Origin of the sequence: Coleofasciculus sp. C1-SOL-03 (assembly GCF_040220555.1) — a bacterium.
In the GTDB taxonomy this organism is placed as follows: domain Bacteria; phylum Cyanobacteriota; class Cyanobacteriia; order Cyanobacteriales; family Coleofasciculaceae; genus Coleofasciculus.
Genome location: NZ_JAVJUO010000071.1, coordinates 52057 through 77936, shown reverse-complemented (window position 1 = coordinate 77936; position 25880 = coordinate 52057). Strand labels below are relative to the sequence as shown.

Below are 25880 nucleotides of genomic sequence, written 5' to 3'. Positions count from 1 at the left end.
TGACAAAGGCTGGATGTTACTTGAATTTGTCAAAAATTAGCTGTTTTCGCCAGATAACCTAGGGATTTGTTAATTTCATTTTCCCTAACGCCTAAATATGTTAAATAATTTAGACTATCAAATAGCCAAATAATATCCAGTAGCGATTTAAAGAAGATTACGGCGGTATGCATATCAGCGAAATTACCCATCCGAACCAGCTACACGGTTTGTCGATCCGGCAACTTGAAGAAATTGCCCGTCAAATTCGGGAACGGCATCTGCAAACGGTAGCCAAAAGCGGTGGTCATTTAGGTCCAGGGTTAGGGGTTGTCGAACTAACGCTGGGATTATATCAGACACTCGACTTGGATCGGGATAAGGTGATTTGGGATGTCGGTCACCAAGCCTATCCCCATAAAATGATTACGGGGCGCTATGATCGCTTCCACACCCTACGCCAAAAAGATGGGGTGGCGGGTTACCTCAAGCGGTGTGAGAATAAGTTTGATCACTTTGGTGCAGGTCATGCGTCTACCAGCATTTCAGCCGCCCTAGGCATGGCGCTGGCGCGAGATCGCAAGGGGGAAAACTTCAAGACAGTGGCGGTGATTGGTGATGGGGCATTAACCGGGGGTATGGCATTAGAAGCGATTAACCATGCTGGACATTTACCCCATACCCGGCTGTTGGTGGTACTGAATGATAATGAAATGTCCATTTCGCCCAACGTGGGCGCGATTTCCCGGTCTCTGAACCGGGTACGCCTGAGTAAGCCGATGCAGTTCCTGGCGGATAATTTAGAGGAACAGTTCAAGCATTTTCCCTTGTTCGGGGAATCCTTGACTCCCGAATTGCAGCGGGTGAAAGAGGGGATGAAGCGGTTAGCTGTACCCAAAGTTGGGGCGGTGTTGGAAGAACTGGGCTTCACCTACATGGGACCGGTGGATGGTCATAACTTAGAAGATTTGATTGCCACCTTCAAAGCCGCACATACATACTCAGGTCCCGTCTTGGTGCATGTGGTCACAACCAAAGGGAAAGGGTACGCGATCGCCGAACAAGATCAAGTCGGCTATCATGCCCAAAGTCCCTTTGATTTAGCCACGGGGAAAGCGATTCCCTCCAACAAACCGAAACCTCCTGGCTATTCCAAAGTCTTTGCCCACACCCTAGTCAAATTAGCCGAAAACAATCCCAAAATTATCGGCATTACCGCAGCCATGGCGACGGGAACCGGGTTGACGAAACTCCAGGAAAAACTGCCCAAACAATACATCGATGTGGGAATTGCCGAACAGCACGCCGTTACCCTAGCCGCAGGGCTGGCTTGCGAAGGAATGCGACCTGTAGCCGCAATTTACTCGACTTTCCTACAACGGGCGTATGACCAGATTATTCATGATGTCTGCATCCAAAACCTACCCGTGTTCTTCTGCTTAGATCGCGCCGGGATTGTTGGTGCTGATGGTCCGACGCACCAAGGGATGTATGATATAGCCTATCTGCGCTGCATTCCCAACATGGTGGTTATGGCACCCAAGGATGAAGCGGAACTGCAACGGATGCTGGTAACGGGTGTGAATTACACCGAAGGACCAATTGCCATGCGGTATCCACGGGGGAATGGATATGGCGTTCCCTTAATGGAGGAAGGATGGGAAGGGCTACCCATCGGTAAGGGCGAAATTCTCCGCAATGGCGATGATATCCTGCTGATTGGCTATGGTTCGATGGTGTATCCCGCGATGCAAACGGCGGAGATTTTGAGCGAACACGGAATTGAAGCCACTGTGGTTAATGCCCGTTTTGTCAAGCCGTTGGATACCGAGTTGATTTTACCCCTAGCCCAGCGCATTGGTAAGGTTGTCACCTTAGAAGAAGGATGCTTGATGGGCGGTTTTGGCTCAGCCGTGACGGAAGTGTTATCGGACAATAATGTTTTGGTACCCGTGAAGCGGTTTGGTGTCCCGGATAAGTTAGTCGATCATGCTAAACCTGATCAGTCGAAAGCTGATTTAGGGTTAACGCCGTCCCAAATGGCGGAACAAGTGCGCGAAGCGTTCTTTAACAAACAGCCGTCGGTGGTGAGTTAATGTCCAATCCTGTAGAGACGTAGCATGCTACGTCTCTACAATTTGGCTGGCGTGATACAGCTAAAATTGGACGAGATTGACCATTAAATCGGGCGCAAAGCTTTGCGCCCCTACCATTTCCGGGCGTAAAGTTAACGCTTCAGTTGTTTATTCGTTTTTCCTGGACTAAGGTTAAACTGACCCAAGAGGCGCGATCGCTATAGCGGCGAATCAGTCGTTGGCGCAGGTTGGGTTCGATTAACCAACCGACCTCAAGGACAAAACTGTGACCGGATTGAATTGTTAATGGACAGTTCGATGAGGCACCATCAGGGAGGAGTACCACCTGAACGGGTAAAGCACTATCTTGAAAATGAAGGATCGATCCATCAATCCTCGCACTAGAAGTTAGGGTGCGAACCGATTCACCGACGCCAAAGGTTAGCTGTTGAACGAGGCGGTTACTGTCTGGGCGTTCAATCGTGAGTTTGGTGGAATAGGTATCTGGCGATCGCAAGTCGGGATAGAGGGTGATCGCTTCACCTTGCCATTCTCCCAATAATTGATCAACGGTTAAGGGGGGACGTTCTGGGGTATCGGTTCCGGCGCGTTTTTCCCGAATTAAGGTTAACTGAGACAGTTGAGCCTCTTTATTGTAGAGTTGCACTAACCGTAGGCGGCGATTTCCGGCAATTAAGCCCAATTCAGCCCCAAATTCGGAAAAAGGACCCCACTGCATTGAGCCTTGAGAAAATGCTCCGGTCTCGAAGACTAGCACACTTCTGGCTAAGGTACTGTATTCTAAGACCGTTTCCTCGACATCGCGATCAGGGGGATAGCGACGAATCACCTGGCGTACCGTTTTATTTTGATTGAGTCCCTCCAAGCTGACAACCGTCGGCGTATCCGTCAACGGTTCTCCTTGGGGCGAGAAGTTGGTAAACGAACCTTGCCATTCGCCTAAATTTTGTAGTAGACAGTCCCATTGCGATCGCATTGTTTTTCCTATTCCCTGTTCCCTATTCCCTGTTCCCTGTTCCCTGTTTCCCTAGTTAACTCGACGCACTGGTATAAAACCGGAGGGCAAACCGCCAAAAGACACCGGACACTACCAGTAATCCTAATGCCAGAATCGCCGCACCCGCCACCCAGACGAACTCACCGCGACCTAAGATTACCTCAGCGGGTATCGTGGTTAAGAACGCCACAGGGACAACAAAGGTAAAGAAAAATCGATAAACGGTGGGATAAGCCACCATCGGAAAACGCCCTGCTTCCAAAAACCCGCGTAGCACTTCCGTCACATTGTAAATTTTGACAAACCAAACACTTGTGGCTCCCAGTATAAACCAGAGACTGTAAAGACTGATCAACCCAAACAACAGGGGAACAGCGCCCACCAGGTAATTAACCCAACTAATGTCAAGGCGTTCACCTGCATACCCGAGGAGGATGCCGGAAAAAATTACATCGGGCAATCCCCAAGGCGACAGGGTGCGCGATGACAGCCAAAACTGAGAACTAATTGGCTTAAGCAGGATAAAGTCTAGGGTACCCTGTTGGACATGCTGGACAATGCGATTAAGATTCGGACTCAGCAGCGTCGCCGCAAATCCTTGGAGAAAGGTGAAAATCCCCAGAATCACTAAGGCTTCTTCCCAACTCCAGCCCTGAAAGGTGTAGCCCGTGCGGTAAAACAAGAATAACCCAAATAAACTGCCCACTAAGTTTCCGAGACTGCTTAAGGCAGCAATCAGAAAGTTGAGGCGATACTCGAGTTCAGCGGCGAGAGCAGTCCTCCAGAACAACTGGAGTACGTTCAAATATCGTTTCATTTTGATTAAGATAGCAGAAATCACCGCTGAGGATAGCCATTCAGGTGGAGCGAAAGTATGACAAAATGTAAAGTAGACTCTGAGGATCTCCCATGAGAAAAATTTTAGTGATTGAAGACGAAAGCTTAATCCGGGATAATCTCATCGAACTGCTGGAAATTGAAGGATTTGATGCCATCGGAGCAGACAATGGTCAGGCTGGGGTGCAAATAGCCAAAGAGTTTCATCCGGATGTAGTTTTGTGTGATGTGATGATGCCTAAACTCGATGGTTATGGCGTTTTAGAGGCATTGCGTCAAGATCCTAGCACGGCTGACACTAAATTTGTCTTTCTCACAGCCAGTGCCGATCAAATTAATCTGATGAAAATTAGAGGGTTAGGCATTGATCATATTCTCAAACCCTTTAATGTGGATAAATTCTTGACGTTGCTGGAGCATCAAAATAGTTAAATGACGTAGCCGAAACATAACTCTCAACTGGGATAATTTATTGCAGTCGATTGTGGCGTTCAGCCCCAGTATTTTCTAGTCCTTGTCTTCCTTGTCCTGTCCATCTCCATCTACTCCGATCCACAGCAATATCCTTCCCCCAAATGCAACCATTGGCGCAAACGACGCCTTGGCGTTCATAATGTTCAGTAGAGTTCAAGGAATTTTTTGTGTCTCAAAAACGCAGGGTTTGGGTGATAGTCGTGTTAGTGCTAGCCGTGCTGGCATTTGTGGGTATATCGACGATTCCGCTGTTGAGGAGTGTCGTAGAGAGCAATCAGCCGTCTGCTGTCGCCACACCGAATGCCACACCGAATGCCACACCCAGCCTATCCGTCGAACAGCAAGAACAACTCGAAGAACAAGCGAAAGGGTATGAACTGGTTCTACAGCGAGAACCGGAAAATCAAACCGCCTTGCGGGGACTCTTAGAGGCAAAACTGCGGTTAGGGGATGTTGAAGGCGCGATCGCACCATTAGAAACCTTAGCAGAACTGAATCCCGACCAACCTGAATATGGGGTGTTACTGGCTCAGGCGAGAGAACAAACTGGCGATCGCGAAGGTGCTGCCCAAGCTTATCGTCAAATTTTAGCGTCACAGCCGGGAGATATCAATGCCTTAAAGGGATTAGCTGCCCTCTATATTCAGCAAAACCGTCCAGAAGCAGCGATTGGTTTATTACAAGAGACGATCCAAAATGCGTCACAACAGAATCAGACTCAATCCGGTAGAGTGGATGTGAGTTCCGTCAAACTGTTGTTAGGGGAAGTCTACTTGAGTCAACAGCGGTTTACCGAAGCCCTCACCATTTATGACGAATTGATCGAAGAAAACCCCCAAGATTTTCGTCCGGTATTAGCTAAAGCCCTAATTCTGCGCCAACAAGGGAAAACGGAGGAAGCCAAGCCTCTATTTACCACAGCGGTTTCTCTCGCCCCCCAGGAGTACAAAGATCAAGTCAAGCAACTGGCTACATTAAGCGAACAGCCGACACCTGCACCAACCGAATCCCCTGGTGATAACGAGACACCTGATTTTCCTGAACCGCTTCCGGAAGGGGATGATAGTCCTTAAGATGGGGAAGATGGGGGAGCCATGTAGAGACGTAGCATGCTACGTCTGGGAGCTGGGGAAGCAGGGGGAGCAATGATACATTTTCCTTAATATGACCCTTAACCACCTGCAAGGAAACCGGGTTTGTAGGGGCGGGTTTAGGGACTACTGTTGATTGTTTTCCCTAACTTGGCTGCAAAACCCGCCCTTTTTTAATCGTGCTAATACCTAACACCTGTTCCCTGTTCCCTATTCCCTATTCCCTGACAAATGACGAATGACGAATGACAAATGACAAATGACGATCACTTTTAACAGTCTCTACCTACGTAATAACAGGTAACTCAATTTCAAACGTCGTTCCCTCACCTTCGACTGAATGACACCGGATTTGACCGCCATGTTTCTCCACCACAATTTTATAGCTAACCGATAACCCTAATCCGACGGCTGTTCCCACAGATTTGGTCGTGAAAAATGGGTCAAAAATTTGTTGTTGCACTTCCTGAGTCATTCCGCAACCATTATCAGTAATCCGAATCACCACAACATCTCGCACTTTTTGAGATGTGTTGAGTGTTGATCCTTCACTTCGCTCAAGGACATAGTTTTGAGTTCTCTGCCTGATCTCCCTGATCTCCCCCTCTCCCCATCTGCTCATCTCCCTCTCTCCTTCAACTCCAGCTTGCCGCGAAACTGGGCAACTGATTAGGCTGGTTTCAATAGTAATCATACCCGGTAATCCCTTCATATCTATCGCATCAATGGCATTGTTCAATAGATGAATAAACACCTGATGCAACTGACTCGCATAGCCCATTAAACAAGGCAAATTACCATAGTTTTTGATGGCTCGAATCTCTGGCTTTTTACCTTGAGGTTTGAGGCGATGCTGTACCAGTAATAAGGTTGAATCAATCATTTCATTAATATCAACCATCTTTTGATCCAGTTCATCCAATGTCGAGAAATTCCGCAGCGCTTGCAACGACAGCGTGACATCCATTAGCCGTTCCGCACCTATCTGAATCGAGTTAAACATTTTTTGCCAATCTTGGGCAATAAACTCTAAATCAATCTGTTCGAGTAACTGCTGAATTTCTGGTGCCGGTTCAGGACAAGCTTGCTGATAGAGGTGTAGCAGGTCTAACATATCGCGGAAATAGGATCGACCTAAGACAATATTGCCACAAATCCAGGTAATCGGATTATTGAATTCCTGAATTAAGGCGGTTGCCATGCGCCCTAGGCTAGATAATTTCTCGGATTGAATCAGTTGAAATTGGGTTGTTTTTAATTCTGACAATGCTTGTTCTAATTGAAACTTAGCTGCCTCTAGCTGAATAGAATTGCTGATATCTTGAAATACCAAGACTGCCCCAATAACATTCTCTTGTTTATCGTGAATGGGTGTTAAACTACCCCCAATGGGAATCCTTTTTTTTGGTCGGGCAATCAAGAAACTATCTTTGGGAATTGAAAAGGCAAAATTGCTTTCAATCGCTGCTTTTAACGGCAGGTTGACCGATTGCCTTGTGTTTTGAGTCACCAGTTGAAACACCTCAGTGAACTCTCGATCAATTGCTTCAATAAACTGCCATCCTGTCAACGCTTGTGCGACTGCGTTGAGAAAGCGAATGCGACATTGAGTATCCGTGACGATCACACCATCCCCCATTTCACGGAGAACCGTGGTGAGTAATTGTTCGCGGGAATAGCGATGTAAGGCAATATCAATCGCGACAAATAATTCTCGTTCTTTAATCGGTTTTAAAATGTAACCAAAGGGAGACGATACTTTGACTCGTTCTAAAGTACTCAGATCCGAATGTCCGGTGACATAAATCACGGGAATTGAAAGACGTTCCCAAATCATCTGTGCGGCTTCAACTCCATCCATGTCTCCCTGGAGGCAAATATCCATTAACACTAAGTCAGGACGGAGGGTTGTCGCCGTTTCCACGGCTTTCTCTCCCGATGTGGCGATCGCACAAATATGATACCCAAAGGATTCTAACTGTTCTTTCAGGTTGATGGCGATAATTCGCTCATCTTCGACGATGAGAATAGTTATCAGTTTTTGAGAGATTTTTTGGGCTAATTTTTTCATAATAAAAAACGACCTTTAAATAAATAATCATGGCAAAACCTGTTGAACAAGGTGCGTTACGCTACTGGACTGACATAGCTAAAATTGTGGAATAGATTTGCCGTTTAAACTGGGCGCAGGTCCTTGCGCCCCTACAATTCTAATCTACCATTTTAGGTGTGCCACGACACTACACTCTCCCCACGATGGCGGCGTGACCCACCTAAAATAGGGCTTTGTTTGTAGTAAGCACTTTAGTGCTTTAACGCATAACTGGAGTTGGCTCAGGTTCCCTTACTACAAGCCTTATCTATTCCACCATTTTAGCTGTGCCACGCCAGTAGAACATAGGACTAATGACCAATGACATAAGACAAATGACTAGACTAATTCTTCGGGAAAAGGTAAAACTACTGTAAACGTTGTACCAACACCCAAGGCACTCTCAAATGATAATGTTCCTCCATGTAAATCAACAGCTTTCTTGACAATAGCTAACCCCATCCCTGAACCTCGGACTGTCCCGGCATTACGGGCGCGGCGGAATGGCTCCAAGATATAAGGTTGATCCTCTGGTGGAATACCAATGCCGTTATCTTTCACCTCTACTATAAGCCGATCATCTTCACAGGTTAAGGTTAGATAAACAGGACTATTTCCTGGAGAATATTTCAAAGCATTGGTGAGTAAATTTCTCACAATCAGTTGCAGAATTTTTTTATCCAGATAAGCGGTTTGACCTTTGCCACAACTGATCCAGGTTATTTGAGCTTGATCACTGGCAATGAGTTGGTATTCTTCGATGAGTTGTTGACAGAAAAGGTTTAAATCTAAAGGCATCGGATCAAGGATCAGTTGACCCGCTTCGGCTTGTCCAAAGGTTAATACATCTTCCAGCAATCCCACCATATATTTAACCGCCTGTTTAATTCGTTGGCAATTGACTCGCTTGTTCTCCGATTGCACGGATGAAGCATCGGCTTCGATGAGGAAGGTTGAGGCTTGAATAATTGAAAGCGGCGTGCGGTATTCATGGGAAACCGTATGAATAAATTGCCGTTGGAACTGATTGATTTGTTGTTCCCTGGCTAACTGCTGGCGTAACGCGGCTTCGGCTTGTTTGCGATCGCGTATATCTTGGCATACCAAAACCACCCCCGCAAGGTTCCCCTGCTTATCCCGAATCGGTGCAGCACTGTGGGCGATCGCGATTTGCTCACCTGTCTTGGTAATTAGGACATGATCATCAGTAAGATAAACCAGTCTATCCTCTTGTAATGCCAACATCACTGAGTTATTTACAGGTTGTTGGGTTTGGGCATCAATGAGTTGAAAAACATCCGTCAACTCCCGATTCTTCGCCTCGACAAATTGCCATTGGGTGAGCAATTCTGCCACCCGATTCATGAACTGAATCCGACAATCTTGATCCACCAAAATTACCCCATCGCCAATTCCCCGCAGCACGGCACTCAAAAACTGCTCCCGCTCATAACGCTGCAAGGCAATTTCAATCGCCACGGATAATTGCCGTTCATTCACAGGTTTGAGGATATAGCCAAAGGGTGCGGTTATCTTTGCCCGTTCTAAGGTAATTTTATCGGAATGTCCGGTTAGATAAATCACCGGAATTTGCCACGCATCCCAAATTTGTTGCGCCGCGCCAATTCCGTCCAGGTTTCCCTGTAACCAGATATCCATTAGCACTAAATCAGGATGGAGTTCCCCGGCTTGGGTGACAGCTTTTTCTCCAGAGGCGGCAATTCCGACAACCCCGTAACCCAAAGCTTCTAAATTTTCCTTCAGGTTCAGTGCAATAATTCTTTCATCTTCCACCACCAGAATTCGAGCCATCGTTGCTGTGTCAATATCTGATAAACATTGTTCACTGATCATGATCATGTTCCACCTCCATCCCTGGGGATTGTAAATTGGGTATCAAAATTGTGAACCTTGTTCCGTCGCGATCGCTGGTGACATCAATTTTGCCCTGGAGTCGATGCACCAGCGTTTTCACTACTGTCAATCCCAAACCTGTTCCTCCTTGTTTCCAGGAATAGGTACTTGGAATGCGATAGAATGGCTCAAAAATTTTTGCTTGTTCCTCTGGGGGAATTTCTACCCCAGAATTGCTCACCTGAATCTCGATAGTAAAATTTTTACCCTGACGTAGAGACGTTGCATGCAACGTCTCTACATTGCCATCTCCCAAAACCCGCACTGTTACCTCAATATTCTCCCCGGCTGGCGTGTATTGAAATGCATTATTTAGTAATTCTTTCAAAATCCGAGTCAAACTTAACTGATCTGAAACCAAAGGGGGTAAATTCGGAGCAATATCAATATGCAACTGTTGCTGCTGAAATTGCGCCCAAGCTGCAAACGGTTGAATCAACTCAGGAAGCCAATCGGGGACTTGAATCAACGTTAGTTGTAAGGGATAAACCTCTGTCTCAATCGCACGGATATCCAGCAGATCATTGACTAGCTTGAGCTTTTGCTTGCCTTGCTCTTGGACAATTTGCCAATACCGAGCAATAACGGTGACATCAGCACGAAGTTGTGAACCGAATAAACTCTGTTGATCTAAGATGGTTTCCAGAATCCGAACTGCCATTTTAATCTTTGCCGGAGATGTAGGCAATTCTAATGACGCTGTATTTAAACTGTCATCGTGGAGCAGATCCAAACATTGCAGTTCTGCTATATCATACTCTAATTGGCGGGCGCGTTCCAAGGCGCGATTCTGTTCCTGGACTAAACGCTGTTGTGTGGCATCACGAAACACTAAAACGGCTCCCGCGATCGCACCGTTGTTATTTTTAATCGGAGCAATGCTATCAGCAACAGGGATCATCTTTCCCTGCTTAGGGATCAACAAAATTTGTTCTTCTAAATAAATAATGGTCTCTTGTTCTAGGACATTGGTGAGGACATCCCCAACAGGCTGTCGCGTTTCTTCATCGATAATATTAAAGACTTCGGTTAACGTCCGATCTCTGGCTTCAGCCAATTGCCAACCCGTTAAGGATTCCGCCACCTGATTCAGAAACTGAATCTGACCCTCGTTATCGGTAACAATGACTCCATCTCCAATTCCTCTGAGAATGGCGCTAAGTAATTGTTCTCGTTCATATCGCTGGAGTGCTGTTTCAATTGCCACATAAAGCGCCTGTTCTTTGACGGGTTTGAGGATATAGCCAAAGGGCGCCGTAATTTTTGCCCGTTCTACCGTACTTTGATCGGAATGTCCGGTGACATAAATTGTGGGAATTTTCAGGCGCTCCCAGATTTGCTGCGCGGCTTCAATCCCATCCATATTGCCTTTAAGCCAGATATCCATCAACACTAAATCGGGACGGAACTCAGTGGCTTTTTCAATCGCTTTTTCTCCCGATGCTGCGATTGCAGGTACGGTATAGCCGAGGGATTCTAAGCTTTCTTTCAGATTAATCGCGATAATTCTCTCATCTTCAACGACGAGAATTTTTAGGGTTTTGCTTAAGGTTGGGGGTGGTTTGGTAAACATAATTGGGCGCTCCTTTGTTCTATACATTATCGAGTTCTGAGTTTATGGCTAAAGGTAATCGTAAATTCAGTTCCGGAGTCACAATTGAGGTCTAAGGTGCCATCAATCTGATCCACTAATCCTAAAACCAGAGTTAATCCTAATGACGTGGTTGTTTCAATATCAAAGGATTTGGGGATTCCCACACCGTTATCCCGGACAAGCAGGGTAAGTGAGTTATTCTCCAAATTTCGTTTAAATTTAATCTTGATTTCTCCTTTATGATCCTCTGGAAAGGCATATTTTAGGGAGTTAGACACCAATTCATTTAAAATTAATCCACAGGGAATTGCTGTGTCAATAGCGAGAGCAATATCCTCAACCTGATAGGAAATTCTAACTCGACTGGAACTGATGTTATAAGAATCAAATAAATGAGTGATTAAATCGGGAACATATTGGGCAAAGTCAATCTGAGCTAAATTTTCAGACCGATATAACTTTTCATGCACCAGGGCAATTGAGGCAATGCGATTTTGACTATCTTGCAAGACTAACGCCACGTCTTCATCTTTAGTCCGCCGCGACTGCATTTGTAGCAGACTACTGACAATTTGCAAATTATTTTTAACTCGGTGATGAATTTCCTTGAGCAAGACTTCTTTTTCTTTGAGGGAGGCTTTGAGTTGGTCTTGAGTTTGCTTTTGCACGGTGATATCTTGTTGAACAGCAACCATGACGGTGCCATAGTCGGGATGCTCAAAACGAGACGTTGTTGCTTGACACCAGAAGGGCGTTCCATCTTTTTTAACGTTATGAATTTGGTAGGTATATTCCCCATTTTTAATCACGTTATCAGTAATAGTGTTGGTGATTTTTTTAGAGCTATTTTCCTCATCTTCATAATTCAGAATAGACACGGATTTGTTTTTGAGTTCACCGCATTCATAACCAAACATCTGCTCAAACTTAGGGTTAGCATAAACGATTCTTCCGTCAGTCGCACGAACCAAACAAATGCCTTCTGCCATGTTTCGAGTAATCACAGCCTGGAGTTTTAGGTCTTTTTCTGCTTGCTTGCGAGCTGTGATATCCGTAACCCGGACTAAATTAATAGCGGTATCACTAACATGAATTCGCTTGACTGCTAAGTTGCCCCAGAATTGTTTCCCTTTTTTGGTGATATATTCGACTTCTTTACTCCAAACACCGTACTGATTAATCGCTTGATTGATCTGGGCTAACTCTTCGGGCGTGAATCGGGACGTTTGCAGAGTATGTCCTTCAATATTAATCAGTTCATCTTCGCTAGCCGCTTCAAACAAATCAACAGCAGATTGATTACAGTCGATCGTCAGTCCCGTCTCTGGATTAACTAAAAACAGGGCATCAGTGGATTCATTAAAAATCGCTTCTTTCAGTTCTCGACTGCGACTGAGGGCGAACTCCGCTTGTTTGCGATCGCTAATATCCACGAAATACCCAACAACCTCAATCGGTTCACCTGTTTGATCTCGAATTAACCGCCCTTCATCTAGCAGCCAGTGATAGGTGCCATCGGCGTGCAGGAAACGGTATTCAAAGGAATAACTCCCCTGATTTAATTTCCGAGGTAATTCCTGAAAAATCACATTAATATCCTCAGGATGGATATGATTTAACCATAAATCCGACCCGTTCAAAAATTCCTCTGGGGCGTAACCCAGAATAGTCGCCACATTTTCACTAATGTAAGTCAGCTTATAATTTGACTTAGGCTGGGTGCTAAAAATCACCGCAGGGCTAGAGGTGAGCAGATATTGCAGATGTTGCTGATGTTGACGTAATCTTTCTTCAGTGGATTTGTGATCGCTAATATCTTGCATCTGGGCGATAAAGTAGAGCGGTTGATCCTGGGCATCGCTCACCAGAGAGGCTGTCAATAGAATCCAGACAATCTCTCCCTGTTTGTGGATATAGCGTTTTTCCAGTTGATAAGAGCATATTTTACGCCTTAGCAGTTGATGTCTCAAGGTGACATCAGCGGCTAAATCGTCGGGATGGGTAATCGCCTGAAAGGTGGTGGCGAGTAATTCCGATTCCGAATAACCAGTTATCTGACACAGGCTGTGGTTAACTTTCATGAAGCGCCCGTCTACATCAACCAATGCCATGCCAATTCCGGCGTAGTCAAAGGCATTGCGGAATCGTACTTCGCTTTCTTGTCGGGCGGCTTGCGCCTGGATAGATTGCCGAGTTTGCACCTCAATTTGACTAAGATTCTTAACACGAATGTCACTGACTTTAGAGTTTGTAGTAAGCGCTTTAGCGCTTATGGCACTAAAGTGCCTACTACGAACCCAGCTTAAGTCAGCGCTATTCTTCTTAACACTGTGTAAAGCGCCCTGGATCTGTCCCCGGTTATCCCGGATACTGTGAAATGTAAACTGGTACGTATTGCGATCGCGCTGACTATCGCCAAATTCCTGAATGATTGTAAACTCTTCACCCCGTAGCGCCCGCCCCCAAATATCCTGGGCTGTTGCTTGTTCATTCGGTAAATGGTTTAGGGCTTCGATCAAACTCGTACCAATGTCAATATCTCGCCCAAAAATCTTCATAAATTCGCTTTTATAGGCTTGATTAAAGGCAATATATCGCCCGTTCAAATCCAGCGCCGCCATCAGATCGGTGGTGTTCTCCAGAATCGCTTGCCATAGGAATGGATTGTCTGGTCTGATCGCCCTCGTTGCTGGAGGATCAAGTCCTACACCTGGCACGGCGTCTGGGTTTAGCGCCCGCAACTTCACCTCAGCCCGGTGTAAGCGATCGCGCAGATCCTGTATTTCTTGTTGGAGTTTTTCTTTAACTTGCTGATTCATATCTATCTCCAACTGATATAGACGTTTCCTGTTAATTTAGGTCTTGAAAATGTTACGATAAAGTTGTTTTTTTAAACAAAAAACATCTGGGGACACGCTTAATCTAGCAAATACATTAATCATTACAATTAAAAATTAATAAAAATTAACTTTGCCAAGCAACTAAGAACAAATAACTCAAAAAAAAGTTACATTGGCTTAACTCTAAAAAGTGAAATTTTCGTGAATATTTTATGCACCAACAAGGTACCCTCTAGCTATCAACTCAGACCATTCAAAAGTTCCCTATACCCTACACACCACACCCTGCCTACCCCTCAAGTAGCTTGTCATCCCTACAGACTGTCTAATATAGTCAAAGCAAAGGAAGCAGGACGATTCAACCATGACGCAGCCAATTGATCTCTACTATTGGGCAACACCCAACGGCTGGAAAATCAGCATTATGCTGGAGGAAACAGAAACCCCTTACAATCTCATCCCGGTAGACATCACCGCCGGCGATCAGTTCAAGCCAGACTTTCTCGCCATCAGTCCCAACAATAAAATGCCTGCGATTGTTGACCCCCAAGGATTTGAGGGTCAACCCCTATCCCTATTCGAGTCCGGTGCAATTCTGCTGTATCTGGCGGACAAAACCGGACAGTTCATTCCCAAACAGCCGCGCGATCGCTATGCTGTAATTCAGTGGCTGATGTTCCAAATGGGAGGCGTCGGACCCATGCTGGGACAGGCGCACCACTTCCGCCAATACGCACCCGAAAAAATCCCGTATGCGATTAATCGCTACACCAATGAAGCCACTCGCTTGTATCGCGTTCTCGATAAACAGTTATCCCAAGTCGAGTATGTAGCGGGTGAGTATTCCATTGCAGATATAGCAATTTTTCCCTGGATTATTTCCCATGAAAAACAGGGACAAAACTTAGCCGATTATCCCCATCTTCAGCGATGGTTTGAGGCGATTAACCAGCGTCCTGCGGTACAGCGAGGGTTAGCACTTTTAAGTGAAAAACGGGTCAGCAACATGGACGAAAAAGCAAGAGACGCCTTATTTGGTTCCCGTCAATTAGATCAGCGATAATTTGTCATTTGCGTCAAGGTGAGTGGTAAGTCTGTAGGGGCGGGTTTCACTACTATCTTTTTGGTTGCACCCAGATATAACTAAACCCGCCCCGACTCAGGTTTATAGACTTCCCGTGAAAAGTCAAGTCCAGATTATTTTCTTCGTTCAGAATGACAGGTTAGGCACTGAAATAAGCATTAGGGAATCGCCGAAACCTTTGATATACCGTAGTGGGCTGGCAAGCTTAAAGTTGTGGGTAAAATTTTTCTGGATCGCTACTCTCATAAGGGTTCCTTGGAAATACTTGACCACTGTTTTAACCTTGCCAAGCTAGTAGGGTGGGCATTGCCCACCAGTTTTAAGTCAGTAACATTCCAATTAACCTAGAGGTTTACTAATGGTATATAGCAGTTTTACCTTAGCTAAAGTCAAGGAAGATTTTGGCTTAACCGTTGATGAAACCCAAGACCTGTTCGCGGATATTCTCGGCGTACAACCCTCAGAACTGTTAACTTTCACATTAGCTGAGTATATCCCTCTAGCGACAGCAATTGATACCGAAAAAGCCCGTTCTGAATTTATTATTGCTCCAGTTTTATCGGAAATTAGGCGACAGGTGAACTATCAAGTCAGTTTATTCTCTGGCACAGATTTTAATGTCGATATCGAAAAAGGCTTACAAGGCTATTGTGACTTTATTCTTAGCTGTTCAGCCGAACAATTTTATATCAACGCTCCAGTAATTACAATTGCTGAAGCGAAGAATGAAAAAATCACCTCAGGATTTGGTCAATGTATTGCCGAAATGGTCGCCGCCCAGATATTTAACCAAAGCGCCGGAAATAAAATTGATAAAATTTATGGTGCTGTAACAACAGGAACGGCTTGGCGGTTTTTAGTCTTAAAGGAACGTACTGTATTGATTGATCAGTTAGAATACTATATTAAGGAAGTTGATAAGATTTTAGCAATCCTCTTACAACCCATTCAAGCTTATTTATCTACAAGCACCGGAGGAAATGAGATATGTTAAAAAATCTGACCATAAAAAATTTCCGCTGTTTCAAACATTTTGAGCTTCAGCAGCTTGGCAGAGTTAACTTACTTGTTGGCAAAAACAACAGTGGTAAAACATCAATACTAGAAGCCATCCAACTTCTTTGCTCTAAAGCTAATCCTGAACCATTAGTTGAAATGATGACTAACAGAGGTGAATATTTTTGGAGTGATGATAGTAGAAGAAGCGGAAGAGAGCGTGAACTTGATATCTGTCATCTTTTTCACGGTCATGAAATTGAATCAGGCAGTGAATTTTTAATATCGGTTTTAAATGATAATTTTCAAAATAAACTTTCCGTATCTATAGGCAAACAACCGATTGCTTCCAGGGCAGATTCAGAGATTGAATTTGACGAATCTACCAGTTTCGTTGAAGAGTTTCCAGATAATTTAATAGAACTTGTTTTTAAGATTTACTGGACTGATGGCAAGAAGCGAGAGGGGTGGAAACGCAGTTTGTCTTCTAATGGAGGACTATCTGAAGATTATATTCGTCGATGGCGAGTTATAGGTAAGCCATCAAAACATGCAGCAAAAACTCAATATATTACATCCTCATCTTTAACAACAACCAACATGACCGAGTTGTTTGATCAGGTCGTTTTGACACCAGAGGAAATGCTTGTCTATAAAGCACTTCAGACGATTGAACCTAAAATTGAGCGTCTTGCTTCTATTACGTCTAAAACCCTCAGAACTTCAGAGTCTCGTAGTGGATTTGTCGTGCGTCTTGCTGACAGTGATCAGCGTGTCCCGATTGGGAGTATGGGGGATGGAATATGGCGGATGTTGGGTCTAGCATTATCAACGGTATGTGCTAGGGGCGGAGTATTGCTGGTTGATGAAATTGATACCGGATTACATTTCACCGCGATGGAGGATATGTGGAAACTGATTTTGGAAACAGCCAAAAAACTAAATGTACAAGTTTTCGCGACGACTCATAATAGTGATTGTTGGACTAGCTTGGCTAGCCTTGCGAGTCAGAAACAAGACACTGAAGATGAAATTACAATTCAACGAATAGAACCTGGGAAAGAAACAGGTGTCGTTTTCACTGAACGTGAGATGGTTATCGCGGCTCAACGGGGGATTGAGGTACGTTAGAAATGGCAAGTAAGTATTATCCCAAGAAGCTTATTGTAGAGGGAGATCAGGATAGACGAGTTATACCAGAACTCATTGAAGCGAATGGAATTCCTTGGCTAAAAAGAGAGATAGGGGAAAAAGTTCCCTACATCGAATCCTTTGGCAGTGACGATTTTATTGATGCTGATATAATCTCTACAGAGTTGAAAGCGTCTGGATTGACAACATTGGGATTAATCGTGGATGCAGATAATGATTTATATGCACGCTGGACAAGTATCAGAAATGCTTGCTTAAAAAGTATGCCTGACTTTCCGGAACAATTGCCAAAAACTGGATTAATCCATAGTGCAAATGGAATAAAGTTTGGCGTCTGGATTATGCCGGATAACCAAAAACGAGGAATGTTGGAGACATTTTTAGCCTACATGATACCCGACGAGAGTGAACCGTTGTGGCAATACGCCCAAGACGTCGTAACAGAAGCCAAACGTAGAGGCGCACCTTTTAAAGATGCTCATTTGGATCAAGCGAATATCTACACCTGGCTAGCATGGCAAAATTCACCCGGACGACAGTTGCATAATGCTATCATAGAGCGTATTTGGAATCTCCAACATCCCCAAGCTCAACCGTTTATGACTTGGTTTAAGAACTTGTACAACCTATAAGTAAGTTGAAAAGTTTCCGGAATTAACCCTTAAAAATTATCGCCCTCTGAGACGTTACTGTCTGAGTTTTTCACTCAACATACTTTTTCACAATAAAGGATACATCCTCTTGATGGGAATGTCTTAGTTCTTGAGCCTTATTGACAGCAGTTTTCATGTCATCATAAGGACCTGCCCAGAGGTAAGACTTCACTAATTGATCATCCCCGGCGAGTGATCCATAAACCGTATAATAAACCCCATAAAGCGTATTTTGATCCGAGTCGATAACTTTTCTAAGCATAAGAGTTCCTCGATTAGACTTTCAAACGAAATCGAATCGTAGTTTGCTGGATAAGACTGTATGATGCCTAACAGCGTAAAGTCAAATCGAGTGCTGCTGATTCCCCCGATAGACTCATCTGATGGAGTGATGGGTAACAATTCTCAAACTGTATCGAATTGAACATCGGCTCAAATAAATAACTGCTCCCAACTGCGCCAATTCTCTCTATACTAAGATGATTGGTACTGATTGGTATGCTGGTGGGCAATGCCCACCCTACAGCTTTAGAGTTTGTAGTCAGCGCTGTCTTCGCTTCTGGTACGCTTCGTGCCTACTACAAAACCAGCTTAAGTCAGTGAGACTTACACTAATATATGAGAATTCCCCCATCCCATCATGTCCCCAACCATTGCCTTAATTGCTCACGATCGCAAAAAAGATGATATTGCTAACTTTGCTAAACAATACACCCCCATCCTCTCCCGTTACCGCCTAATCGCCACCGGAACCACCGGACAACGCATTCACGACCGGAGTAAGTTAGAGGTTGAGTGTCTATTATCGGGTCCCTTGGGCGGAGATGCCCAAATTGCGGCGGAAGTGGCGACAGGTCAGGTGATTGCGGTGATTTTCCTCATCGATCCCCTGTACGCTCAACCCCATGAACCGGACATTCAGGCATTGTTACGCATCTGTAACGTTCACAATGTTCCTCTGGCTACTAATCTTGCCACGGCTGAAGCCATTATCGCCAATTTTGCCAAAAATCGCTTCGCTTACCTGATTTTTAACCCCGTTTCGGGTCAAGGCAACGCTGAGAAGGATTTAACGCTGATTCAGCAGCTTTTAAAACCCCAACTGCATTTAGATATCCACTTAACGACGCCCGATCGCTCTTCAGCAGAATTGGCGCAAGAGGCGATCGCATCCGGTGCGGATCTGATTATCGCCTCCGGTGGAGATGGTACAGTTTCGGCTGTCGCAGGTGCTTTGATTGGTAGCCAGATTCCCTTGGGGATCATCGCCAGAGGAACAGCGAATGCCTTTGCGGGGGCGTTAGGGATTCCCACAACGCTTCGCGCCGCCTGTGAACTGATTTTATCAGGCATGACGCGGGTGGTTGATGCTGCACGGTGCAATCAGCATCCGATGATTTTGCTCACCGGGATTGGCTTTGAAGCGGAAACTGTGGAACGCGCGGATCGAGAGACGAAAAAACGCCTAGGCGTCTTAGCCTATATTTTGGCAGGGATGCAACAACTCAACGAACATAATGTGTTTGAAGCCGAATTAGAGATTGCCGGGATTACCAGTCAATGTCAAGCCGCCGCCATCACCATCGCCAACGCTGCACCACCAACCTCTCTAATGGCACAGGGAATGGGACAAGTGATTGCCAATGATGGGTTGTTGGAAGTCACGATTAACACCCAAAACACCAAAATCGAAGCCATGGATGCGATCGTGGATTTACTCGGTGCTGCATTAATGCGGCGAGCCGCCCGTCGAGAGGATACAATTTGTCTACGGACGGGACAAATTAAGGTCAACACCAACCCTCCCCAAAAAGTGGTTGTCGATGGGGAAATTATCGGCACAACTCCAGTCACGATTGAATGTATTCCCCAGGGATTAACCGTGATTGCTCCCCTAGAAGTATCCCAGCCTGCGGATGAGCAACCACCCGTTAGTGAACCAGAGCTAATACCAGGAGTTACTGATGAGTAATATGCATGATCTTGAGCAACGCAAGCTTTTATCAGCGCTATGCCATGGCTCGATATTGTTGAGTTCAGCAATTTTATCGGTTGCGATCCCGATTGTGATTTTGTTGGTGACGGATGATCCGATTGTTAAGGCAAATGCCAAAGAATCTCTAAATTTTTACATTAATCTCTATATCTATGCTTTTATTTTTGTCCTGCTAATCGCTGTCGTAATTGGCATCCCCTTACTGATTATTTTAGGTTTGGTCAGTCTAATCATGCCGATTATTGCTCTGATCAAGGTTCTGGATGATCCCAACCAACCCTACCGTTATCCGTTTATTTTGAGATTGGTGTAGGTGATGACAACTGGGAAACCGCTTTGGCATTCTCCACCCTCTAGCTTAGTCCTCTCTACCCAGGAGATCCATGTCTGGCGGGCGGATCTCAATCAACCGATCGCCCAAATCGAGAGATTCGCACAACTCCTTTCCCCCGATGAACAGCAACGGGCAAAGCGATTCTACTTTGAGCGCGATCGCAACCATTTTATTGCAGGTCGAGGGATTTTACGGACAATCTTGGGTCGCTATTTAAATCAACTGCCTAATCAAATCCAATTTGACTATAGTCCCCGTGGCAAACCCACCCTTAAAACTATCAACTCCGATAAAACACTAGGTTTTAATCTGTCTCATTCTCATGGATTAGCCTTGTATGCTCTATCATCAACCTTGAAACTGGGGATCGATCTTGAATATCGGCGTCCGATGCCTGATGCAGAGAAACTAGCACAACGTTTCTTTACACCGAGAGAATATGCGGCAATTCGGACTCTGGCTGGGGATCAGCAACAACTCGCGTTTTTCAACGGTTGGACACGCAAAGAAGCCTATTTAAAAGCAACTGGTGATGGGTTAGCCAAGTTATCAGACATTGAAGTCTCTTTGATGCCAGGAGAAGCGGTTAAATTTCTGAGTATCGCGGGAGACTCTAACGCGGCGTCTCATTGGTCACTTTTTCCCTTGATCCCAGCATCGGATTATGTGGCGGCTGTTGCCGTATTTGGGCAGAATTGGCAGATCAAATGTCTTGAGTTTGAACATTAAGTTCCTGGACAAAGGACAAAGGACGAATGACAAATGACAAATGACAAATGACTTAAACTAACTCGACGCGATCGCAGATTGTTTGACCAAACAGCGAATCTTGCTCAACTTGTGGCGGATGAGGTGGAGCTACGAGAATGACAGAATGATGTTGAGAGACGATCACCTCTGGATCGAAAATAAATTCACTATAGTCAGCCAAATCATCTAATCCCAACACATTTAATACAATCTCAGATAAAACCCAAGTCGTCACTTTGAAACATGCCTTTTTCCACTGCTTATGCCTATTCATCGGTTTTAGGCTCCTGCGATCGGTGGTTGAGGTTTTGCCTTCCTGTCTCGAATATTGCTGTTTCGAGCGGTACAATCCTGGTGAGCGGCTCCATCCCTACTGGATACATTCAGAGCGACTACCTGGATTTCAGCAATCTTTACAAAAACTTGTCCAGAACTTACGCATTTCTTTATCTTGACTGTGTTGAAGGCTACACATCTTGACTACACCCCGTTTCCTGCGTTAGTTCCTTGTTGATGCCAAGCCCTAAATACTCACAACTTGGCTTTCATTCAATACCCTAACTAAAGTTATGTAAAGCATCACACCCTCAACCCGGTGCTTTAAGTAAAGTTTTGATGAAATTTAGAGCGAGGAGATAAAAATCAGCAAACCTTACCCGCTTCCAGACGTAGCCTGCTACGTCTCTACATTTGCAGTTCATCTAATTTGGCACGCACCGCCTGAATATCTTGCCACATCAACCACTTCGGCTTACCCGGCTCTCGTGAGGGATTTCGCAATAGGTAGGCGGGATGGAAAATGGGCATACACAGTCGCCCCTCCCATTCCATCCAAGTGCCACGAATCTTAGTAATGCCGCGCTTTTCACCCGTTAACCCCTTAACCGCTGTTGCGCCGGTGAGCAGAATAATTTTGGGATTAACTAAGCGAATTTGTTCGAGTAAATACGGTTTACAAGCTGCAACTTCATCAGGAGTCGGTACTCGATTCCCCGGAGGGCGGCATTTATTCACATTACAGATATAGACATCCCGTTCACTATCCAGTTTGACGGCGGCGAGAATCTTCTCCAGCAATTGTCCGGCTCTACCGACAAACGGTAACCCTTGCTCGTCTTCATTTTGCCCAGGAGCTTCCCCAATGATCATAATTGGAGCATGAACATCACCCCGCCCCACTACCGCATGGGTGCGAGTGGCGGCTAATTCACAGCGCTGACAACCATTACAATGATCCGCCAAAGACTCCATGGAGTCATAAGTACCAGGAGGAATCGGAACCTTGGCATCCGTCGGAATTAACTCCGGTTTGAAGTCACTGGGGGTAGAAGATGTCAGCCCTGACTGGTCAAAGAGACTGAGTTGTTCTGAGGATTCGTGGGACATAAATCTAAGCTCGGACAATCCGACTGCTTGTTGAACAAAAGTTGAGCGCAGTCCCCATCTAAAATCACAAGATTTAGATGGGGTTAGCGAAACGCTAAAAATGGCATCCCCAATTATCATCTTTTTGTCTTTTGGGATTGCAACTTGTGCCTCACAACCCATCCAGAAGACGCGACACCGAATGTTAACAGCAAACCCGCTGATGTCGTCGGTTCGGGAACGGGAACTGAAGTCACATTGTCAAAGGTTCCATTGAGAGGATTGATCAGCGCTGTCGGACTGAGTTGTAAACCAACTCCTGAAACACCGGACGTAAAACTCTCTTGGGGATCTGTCGTCGTCAGACTAAACAGTTGTGTGCCACCAGGACTATCAAAAACCCGACTCGTGAGTCGATTCCCTACTACCTCAAATTCCAGAAAATAGCTGCGATTTAAATCACTAAAAGCCCCCTCAATTTCATCTAAAACAATGGCTTGAGTACCAACAACTTTACTGAGCAATAGATCCCCATCAAAAAAATCAATTGTAGCGGCATACGTATCAAACGTGTTTAACTTTCCTCGGGCAAAGAGAACGAGTTGATCGTCAGTGGAAGCACTTGGGTTGAGGATAGCAGATACCTTCACATCTGTGAAAACCTGGTCGGTAATTCCCCAAAATCCTTGAACGGAACCCCCATTATTCGCACTTTGACTATCACTTAAGGTAAGAATGCCGTTCTCTGTACTCGTAGTAAACGTTGGCGACAACCCTGATGGACTGGTCAATCCTCCGGTGGTAACCGCATCGGGGTTAGGGAAAGAGGAGTCGAAATTATAAAAAAAAGACGCTTCAGCCGGGAGGTCGATTCCTAGTGAGCCTAGGCAGGTCGCTAAAACAAGCAAAGGATGGAATACAATTTTTCTGATCCGGTTCATCATGCTATCCTAAATAGTACTTGACATCATTTATCATAAGTCGCTAGGACTGGTTAAGGCTAAGTCGGCAAAGCAAGATATGATTGCCTACCCGGATAGTCCGACAATACCACATTTTCGCTTCCCCACTCACTCCAGAGAAAGTGCGATGACGTTCCCGGTTCACTCTGCCGAACCAATGCGTTGAAAAATCGTTAGCATCACAGGTCCTAAAAGAAAATGATGCCCCAAGCATTCCATACCTACTACCCGACCAAATTGTTCGCGTTGCTCTCGACTATAAAAGCGAAGGTTATTAGAAAATAAGGGGACAGAAAGGGTCACTGTTTTTTGGTGACCGATGTAGTCAACCAGGTAAAAACGCCCCCCCTGTCGCAGCACTCGACTCACCTCAGAGAACACCTGTTGAGGTTGAGGATAATGCAGAAAACTAATGGTATTAAACGCCGCATCAAATTGACCCTCAGCAAAGGGTAACGACTCCGAATTTCCCTGTTTGAAAATGAGTCGGGGTCGATGCTGATTGCGCTGTCGGGCTTGACGCAGCATTTGGGAGGATAAATCAAGTCCTGTACCCTGGAGAGTGGGGAACTGGGTGGCAAGGCGATGCAATAATCGACCCGTACCGCAACCGAGATCAAGCACATTCGGATTTTCCGGTAGTTCTATGTACTCCAACAACCGTTTGTGAACTGCTTGGTAGAAAATTGTGGTAAACAGCAGGTCGTAGTTCGGTGCCCACCGATCAAAGAGCTTTTGCTTATGGCGATAAACGTCGCTTGTCACTTGAGTTCAGATAGATTACTCACACTAATTCAACGGTATAACACAAGTTTAGGCGGGTTTGTGTCGGAGACCGTTCGTCGCAGGTACTGTCTTCCATCCGTGTCAACCTAGTGGCATGGCACACCTTATTTGGTAGATTAGCTTGGGTTCGTAGTAGGGAACCTTAGCCCTAGATTCTGTTGGGTAACAGTCGTCAACCCAACCTACAACCTGGTGGGCAATGCCCACCCTACGGTATAGATGCCAAAAAAGCGTCCCTTCTGGTCTAAACTCCAAGTATGGAATCGGGAGCATAAAGTTGTGAAAACGTCCAAGCAACCGTTACCGTGGCAAGTGGGACTGGTGTTAGCCGCTGGTGTCTTGGCAGTTTCCAGCGCCGCCATTTTTATTCGGTTAGCGAATACGGCGGCTGGCTTGAGTGGCGTTGGATTTAGCCTGTTTCTGTCGGCTTCTCGCCTAACCCTGGCATCTTTATTCATAGTACCCGCTTGGCGAAACCTGCGATCGCATCAGCTTAGTCCTGATGCATTCTATTATGCTGTGGGGGCTGGGATTTGTCTTGCCCTACATTTTGCCGCCTGGATTACGTCTCTATCCTTTACGTCAATTGCCGCTTCTACGACTCTAGTCACCACCAACCCCATCTGGGTAGCTTTGCTATCTTGGCTATGGTTTAAGGAAAAACCCTCTCGGTTTACCCTACTGGGAATTGGTATTGCCTTTATCGGCGGTGTCCTGATTGCATTAGGGGATCAAGAAACGGTTAACGTGAGTTCTAATCCCGCCTTGGGCAATAGTCTTGCCTTAATTGGTGCGGTAATCGTCAGTTTGTATTTATTGTTAGGTCGAGAAGCCCAGCGGCGTGGTTTGGGAATTGGTAGTTATATAGCCATCGCCTATAGCACTGGCGCACTGGTTTTATTGCCCCTACCCTTAATCTTTGGTGTTGGCTACCTTGGCTATCCTAGTGCCGTTTACCTTTATGTTTTGCTAATGGCAGTATTGCCTCAATTAGTTGGGCATACTAGCTTTAACTGGGCAGTGCGCTGGATTTCTCCCACCTTGGTTACCCTAGCGATTTTATGGGAACCTGTTGTCTCTAGTTGTTTGGGATATCTTGTTTTTCAGGAACTCCCCGGACGCTTTGTGTTAGTGGGTGCAGCCGTTCTCTTAGGAGGCGTTGCGATCGCGGTTTTTGGCGCTAGGGCAACTTATGTTGAAGATGGGGGAACTTGAGGACAAGAAAACCAGTACATTACTTAATTAGTCCGTGCCTTAATTCTTTTAATTCTTGGACTGGGCTTTTTGACTTTTGCTCCTTCATTAGATTTAGAAAAATCATCAACTCGTACCGCTGTGCGAAATTCAAAAATTACACGAATTTTAAAAATAATGCCATATAAGTTAAGTAGAATGGCACTGAAATAAACATTAGAGAATCACCAAAACCTTTGATGTACCGTAGGGTGGGCATTGCCCACCAACCTTAAGTCAGTGCCATTCACCTTAGGAGGATGAACAAGGGACAGAAAAGGGAGACGAAGGGAAAAATTAGACGAATTTAAAAAAGAATGCCATATAAGTTAAGTAGTTGAACAAAAGTAAACGGCACGCTTATTAACTTTTGTAAAAGTCAGCGATCGCCTTTGGCACTAGCCAAGCTAATCGTTGAAAGCGCACCGATATTTTCATGAAACTTAACATAGTTAACCTTATTTAGGGGCTGCTGAATAAGTCTTGTGGTGGGGAGAGGGAATAGGGAATAGGCTTTCTTGCAATAGTTTCGCAATAGTTTCAACCCTCTGTTGAGGTGAAATTGGGCGCTTAGGTCGGCTGGCAATCCCAGGATGCAAGAGTGTGGTAGTCTAAAAACCTTGCACTTGTTGGGTATGAAAATGGCTTGAAACCC

Annotated in this window: 22 protein-coding genes; 11 read left to right on the top strand and 11 right to left on the bottom strand. The window is 45.3% G+C overall.

Annotated elements, in window-relative coordinates; translation table 11 throughout:
- Window positions 1–167 precede the first annotated feature (167 nt).
- Window positions 168–2075 (top strand): 1-deoxy-D-xylulose-5-phosphate synthase, encoded by a 1908-nt coding sequence (gene dxs / locus RIE73_RS11665; RefSeq protein WP_446401321.1) that lies wholly within the window; start codon window positions 168–170, stop codon window positions 2073–2075.
- A gap of 139 nt (window positions 2076–2214) precedes the next feature.
- On the opposite strand, the gene RIE73_RS11660 is transcribed toward dxs, so the two are convergent.
- A complete protein-coding gene (locus tag RIE73_RS11660) occupies window positions 2215–3051 on the bottom strand; it encodes a DUF3598 family protein (protein ID WP_446401320.1) in 837 nt (278 codons plus the stop codon).
- Window positions 3052–3106: 55 nt separating this feature from the next.
- Window positions 3107–3889 (bottom strand): ABC transporter permease, encoded by a 783-nt coding sequence (locus tag RIE73_RS11655; RefSeq protein WP_446401319.1) that lies wholly within the window; start codon window positions 3887–3889, stop codon window positions 3107–3109.
- Between the two features lie 92 nt (window positions 3890–3981).
- On the opposite strand from RIE73_RS11655, the gene RIE73_RS11650 reads away from it, so the two are divergent.
- Together RIE73_RS11650 and RIE73_RS11645 are read left to right on the top strand one after the other, a co-directional pair.
- Entirely contained in the window at window positions 3982–4341 is a 360-nt protein-coding gene (locus tag RIE73_RS11650) for a response regulator (protein ID WP_446401318.1), read from the top strand.
- A gap of 209 nt (window positions 4342–4550) precedes the next feature.
- A complete protein-coding gene (locus RIE73_RS11645) occupies window positions 4551–5456 on the top strand; it encodes a tetratricopeptide repeat protein (RefSeq protein ID WP_446401317.1) in 906 nt (301 codons plus the stop codon).
- 304 nt (window positions 5457–5760) lie between these two features.
- Here RIE73_RS11645 and RIE73_RS11640 read toward each other — a convergent pair whose 3' ends face one another.
- The 4 genes from RIE73_RS11640 to RIE73_RS11625 form a co-directional block, all read right to left on the bottom strand.
- Complete coding sequence (locus tag RIE73_RS11640; protein ID WP_446401316.1) at window positions 5761–7545, bottom strand: response regulator; 1785 nt, start codon at window positions 7543–7545, stop codon at window positions 5761–5763.
- Between the two features lie 360 nt (window positions 7546–7905).
- Window positions 7906–9420: an ATP-binding protein gene (locus RIE73_RS11635; RefSeq protein ID WP_446401315.1), complete on the bottom strand. Its 1515-nt coding sequence runs from the start codon at window positions 9418–9420 to the stop codon at window positions 7906–7908.
- Window positions 9410–11053, bottom strand: a complete 1644-nt coding sequence (locus tag RIE73_RS11630; protein WP_446401314.1) for an ATP-binding protein — start codon at window positions 11051–11053, stop codon at window positions 9410–9412. The genes RIE73_RS11635 and RIE73_RS11630 overlap by 11 nt, the downstream gene beginning before the upstream one ends.
- 26 nt (window positions 11054–11079) lie before the next feature.
- Window positions 11080–13893 carry a PAS domain S-box protein gene (locus RIE73_RS11625; protein WP_446401313.1) on the bottom strand — a complete coding sequence of 938 codons (2814 nt, stop codon included), beginning with the start codon at window positions 13891–13893 and terminating at the stop codon, window positions 11080–11082.
- A 385-nt stretch (window positions 13894–14278) separates the two neighbouring features.
- Between RIE73_RS11625 and RIE73_RS11620 the strand changes: the two genes are divergently transcribed.
- The 4 genes from RIE73_RS11620 (at window position 14279) to RIE73_RS11605 (ending at window position 17778) form a co-directional block, all read left to right on the top strand.
- Window positions 14279–14977, top strand: a complete 699-nt coding sequence (locus RIE73_RS11620; protein WP_446401312.1) for a glutathione S-transferase N-terminal domain-containing protein — start codon at window positions 14279–14281, stop codon at window positions 14975–14977.
- A gap of 379 nt (window positions 14978–15356) precedes the next feature.
- Window positions 15357–15992, top strand: coding sequence for a hypothetical protein (locus tag RIE73_RS11615; protein WP_446401311.1), 636 nt, complete (start codon window positions 15357–15359; stop codon window positions 15990–15992).
- The gene (locus RIE73_RS11610) at window positions 15986–17125 is read left to right on the top strand and encodes an AAA family ATPase (RefSeq protein WP_446401310.1); all 1140 of its coding nucleotides are present in this window, start codon (window positions 15986–15988) and stop codon (window positions 17123–17125) included. The genes RIE73_RS11615 and RIE73_RS11610 overlap by 7 nt, the downstream gene beginning before the upstream one ends.
- A 2-nt stretch (window positions 17126–17127) precedes the next feature.
- Window positions 17128–17778, top strand: coding sequence for a DUF3226 domain-containing protein (locus RIE73_RS11605; protein ID WP_446401309.1), 651 nt, complete (start codon window positions 17128–17130; stop codon window positions 17776–17778).
- Between the two features lie 70 nt (window positions 17779–17848).
- Here the strand turns inward: RIE73_RS11605 and RIE73_RS11600 are convergent, their stop codons facing one another.
- Window positions 17849–18061, bottom strand: a complete 213-nt coding sequence (locus RIE73_RS11600) for a hypothetical protein (RefSeq protein ID WP_446401308.1) — start codon at window positions 18059–18061, stop codon at window positions 17849–17851.
- A 378-nt stretch (window positions 18062–18439) separates the two neighbouring features.
- Here RIE73_RS11600 and mgsA point away from each other — a divergent pair, with 378 nt between their 5' ends.
- The 3 genes from mgsA to RIE73_RS11585 are packed head-to-tail and all read left to right on the top strand — an operon-like array spanning window position 18440 to window position 20858.
- On the top strand, window positions 18440–19771 hold the full coding sequence (gene mgsA / locus RIE73_RS11595; protein WP_446401307.1) for a methylglyoxal synthase: 1332 nt from the start codon (window positions 18440–18442) through the stop codon (window positions 19769–19771).
- Window position 19772: 1 nt separating this feature from the next.
- A complete protein-coding gene (locus RIE73_RS11590) occupies window positions 19773–20108 on the top strand; it encodes a DUF4870 domain-containing protein (RefSeq protein WP_446401356.1) in 336 nt (111 codons plus the stop codon).
- A gap of 3 nt (window positions 20109–20111) precedes the next feature.
- Window positions 20112–20858 (top strand): 4'-phosphopantetheinyl transferase family protein, encoded by a 747-nt coding sequence (locus tag RIE73_RS11585; protein ID WP_446401306.1) that lies wholly within the window; start codon window positions 20112–20114, stop codon window positions 20856–20858.
- A 52-nt stretch (window positions 20859–20910) separates the two neighbouring features.
- On the opposite strand, the gene RIE73_RS11580 is transcribed toward RIE73_RS11585, so the two are convergent.
- The 4 genes from RIE73_RS11580 to RIE73_RS11565 all read right to left on the bottom strand — a co-directional run bounded on the left by RIE73_RS11580 (window position 20911) and on the right by RIE73_RS11565 (window position 23971).
- A complete protein-coding gene (locus RIE73_RS11580; RefSeq protein ID WP_446401305.1) occupies window positions 20911–21114 on the bottom strand; it encodes a hypothetical protein in 204 nt (67 codons plus the stop codon).
- A 449-nt stretch (window positions 21115–21563) separates the two neighbouring features.
- The gene (locus RIE73_RS11575) at window positions 21564–22265 is read right to left on the bottom strand and encodes a uracil-DNA glycosylase (protein WP_446401304.1); all 702 of its coding nucleotides are present in this window, start codon (window positions 22263–22265) and stop codon (window positions 21564–21566) included.
- A gap of 116 nt (window positions 22266–22381) precedes the next feature.
- A complete protein-coding gene (locus tag RIE73_RS11570; RefSeq protein WP_446401303.1) occupies window positions 22382–23035 on the bottom strand; it encodes a PEP-CTERM sorting domain-containing protein in 654 nt (217 codons plus the stop codon).
- 312 nt (window positions 23036–23347) lie between these two features.
- Window positions 23348–23971, bottom strand: a complete 624-nt coding sequence (locus RIE73_RS11565; RefSeq protein ID WP_446401302.1) for a class I SAM-dependent methyltransferase — start codon at window positions 23969–23971, stop codon at window positions 23348–23350.
- Between the two features lie 300 nt (window positions 23972–24271).
- Between RIE73_RS11565 and RIE73_RS11560 the strand changes: the two genes are divergently transcribed.
- Window positions 24272–25207, top strand: coding sequence for a DMT family transporter (locus RIE73_RS11560; protein ID WP_446401301.1), 936 nt, complete (start codon window positions 24272–24274; stop codon window positions 25205–25207).
- Window positions 25208–25880 lie beyond the last annotated feature (673 nt).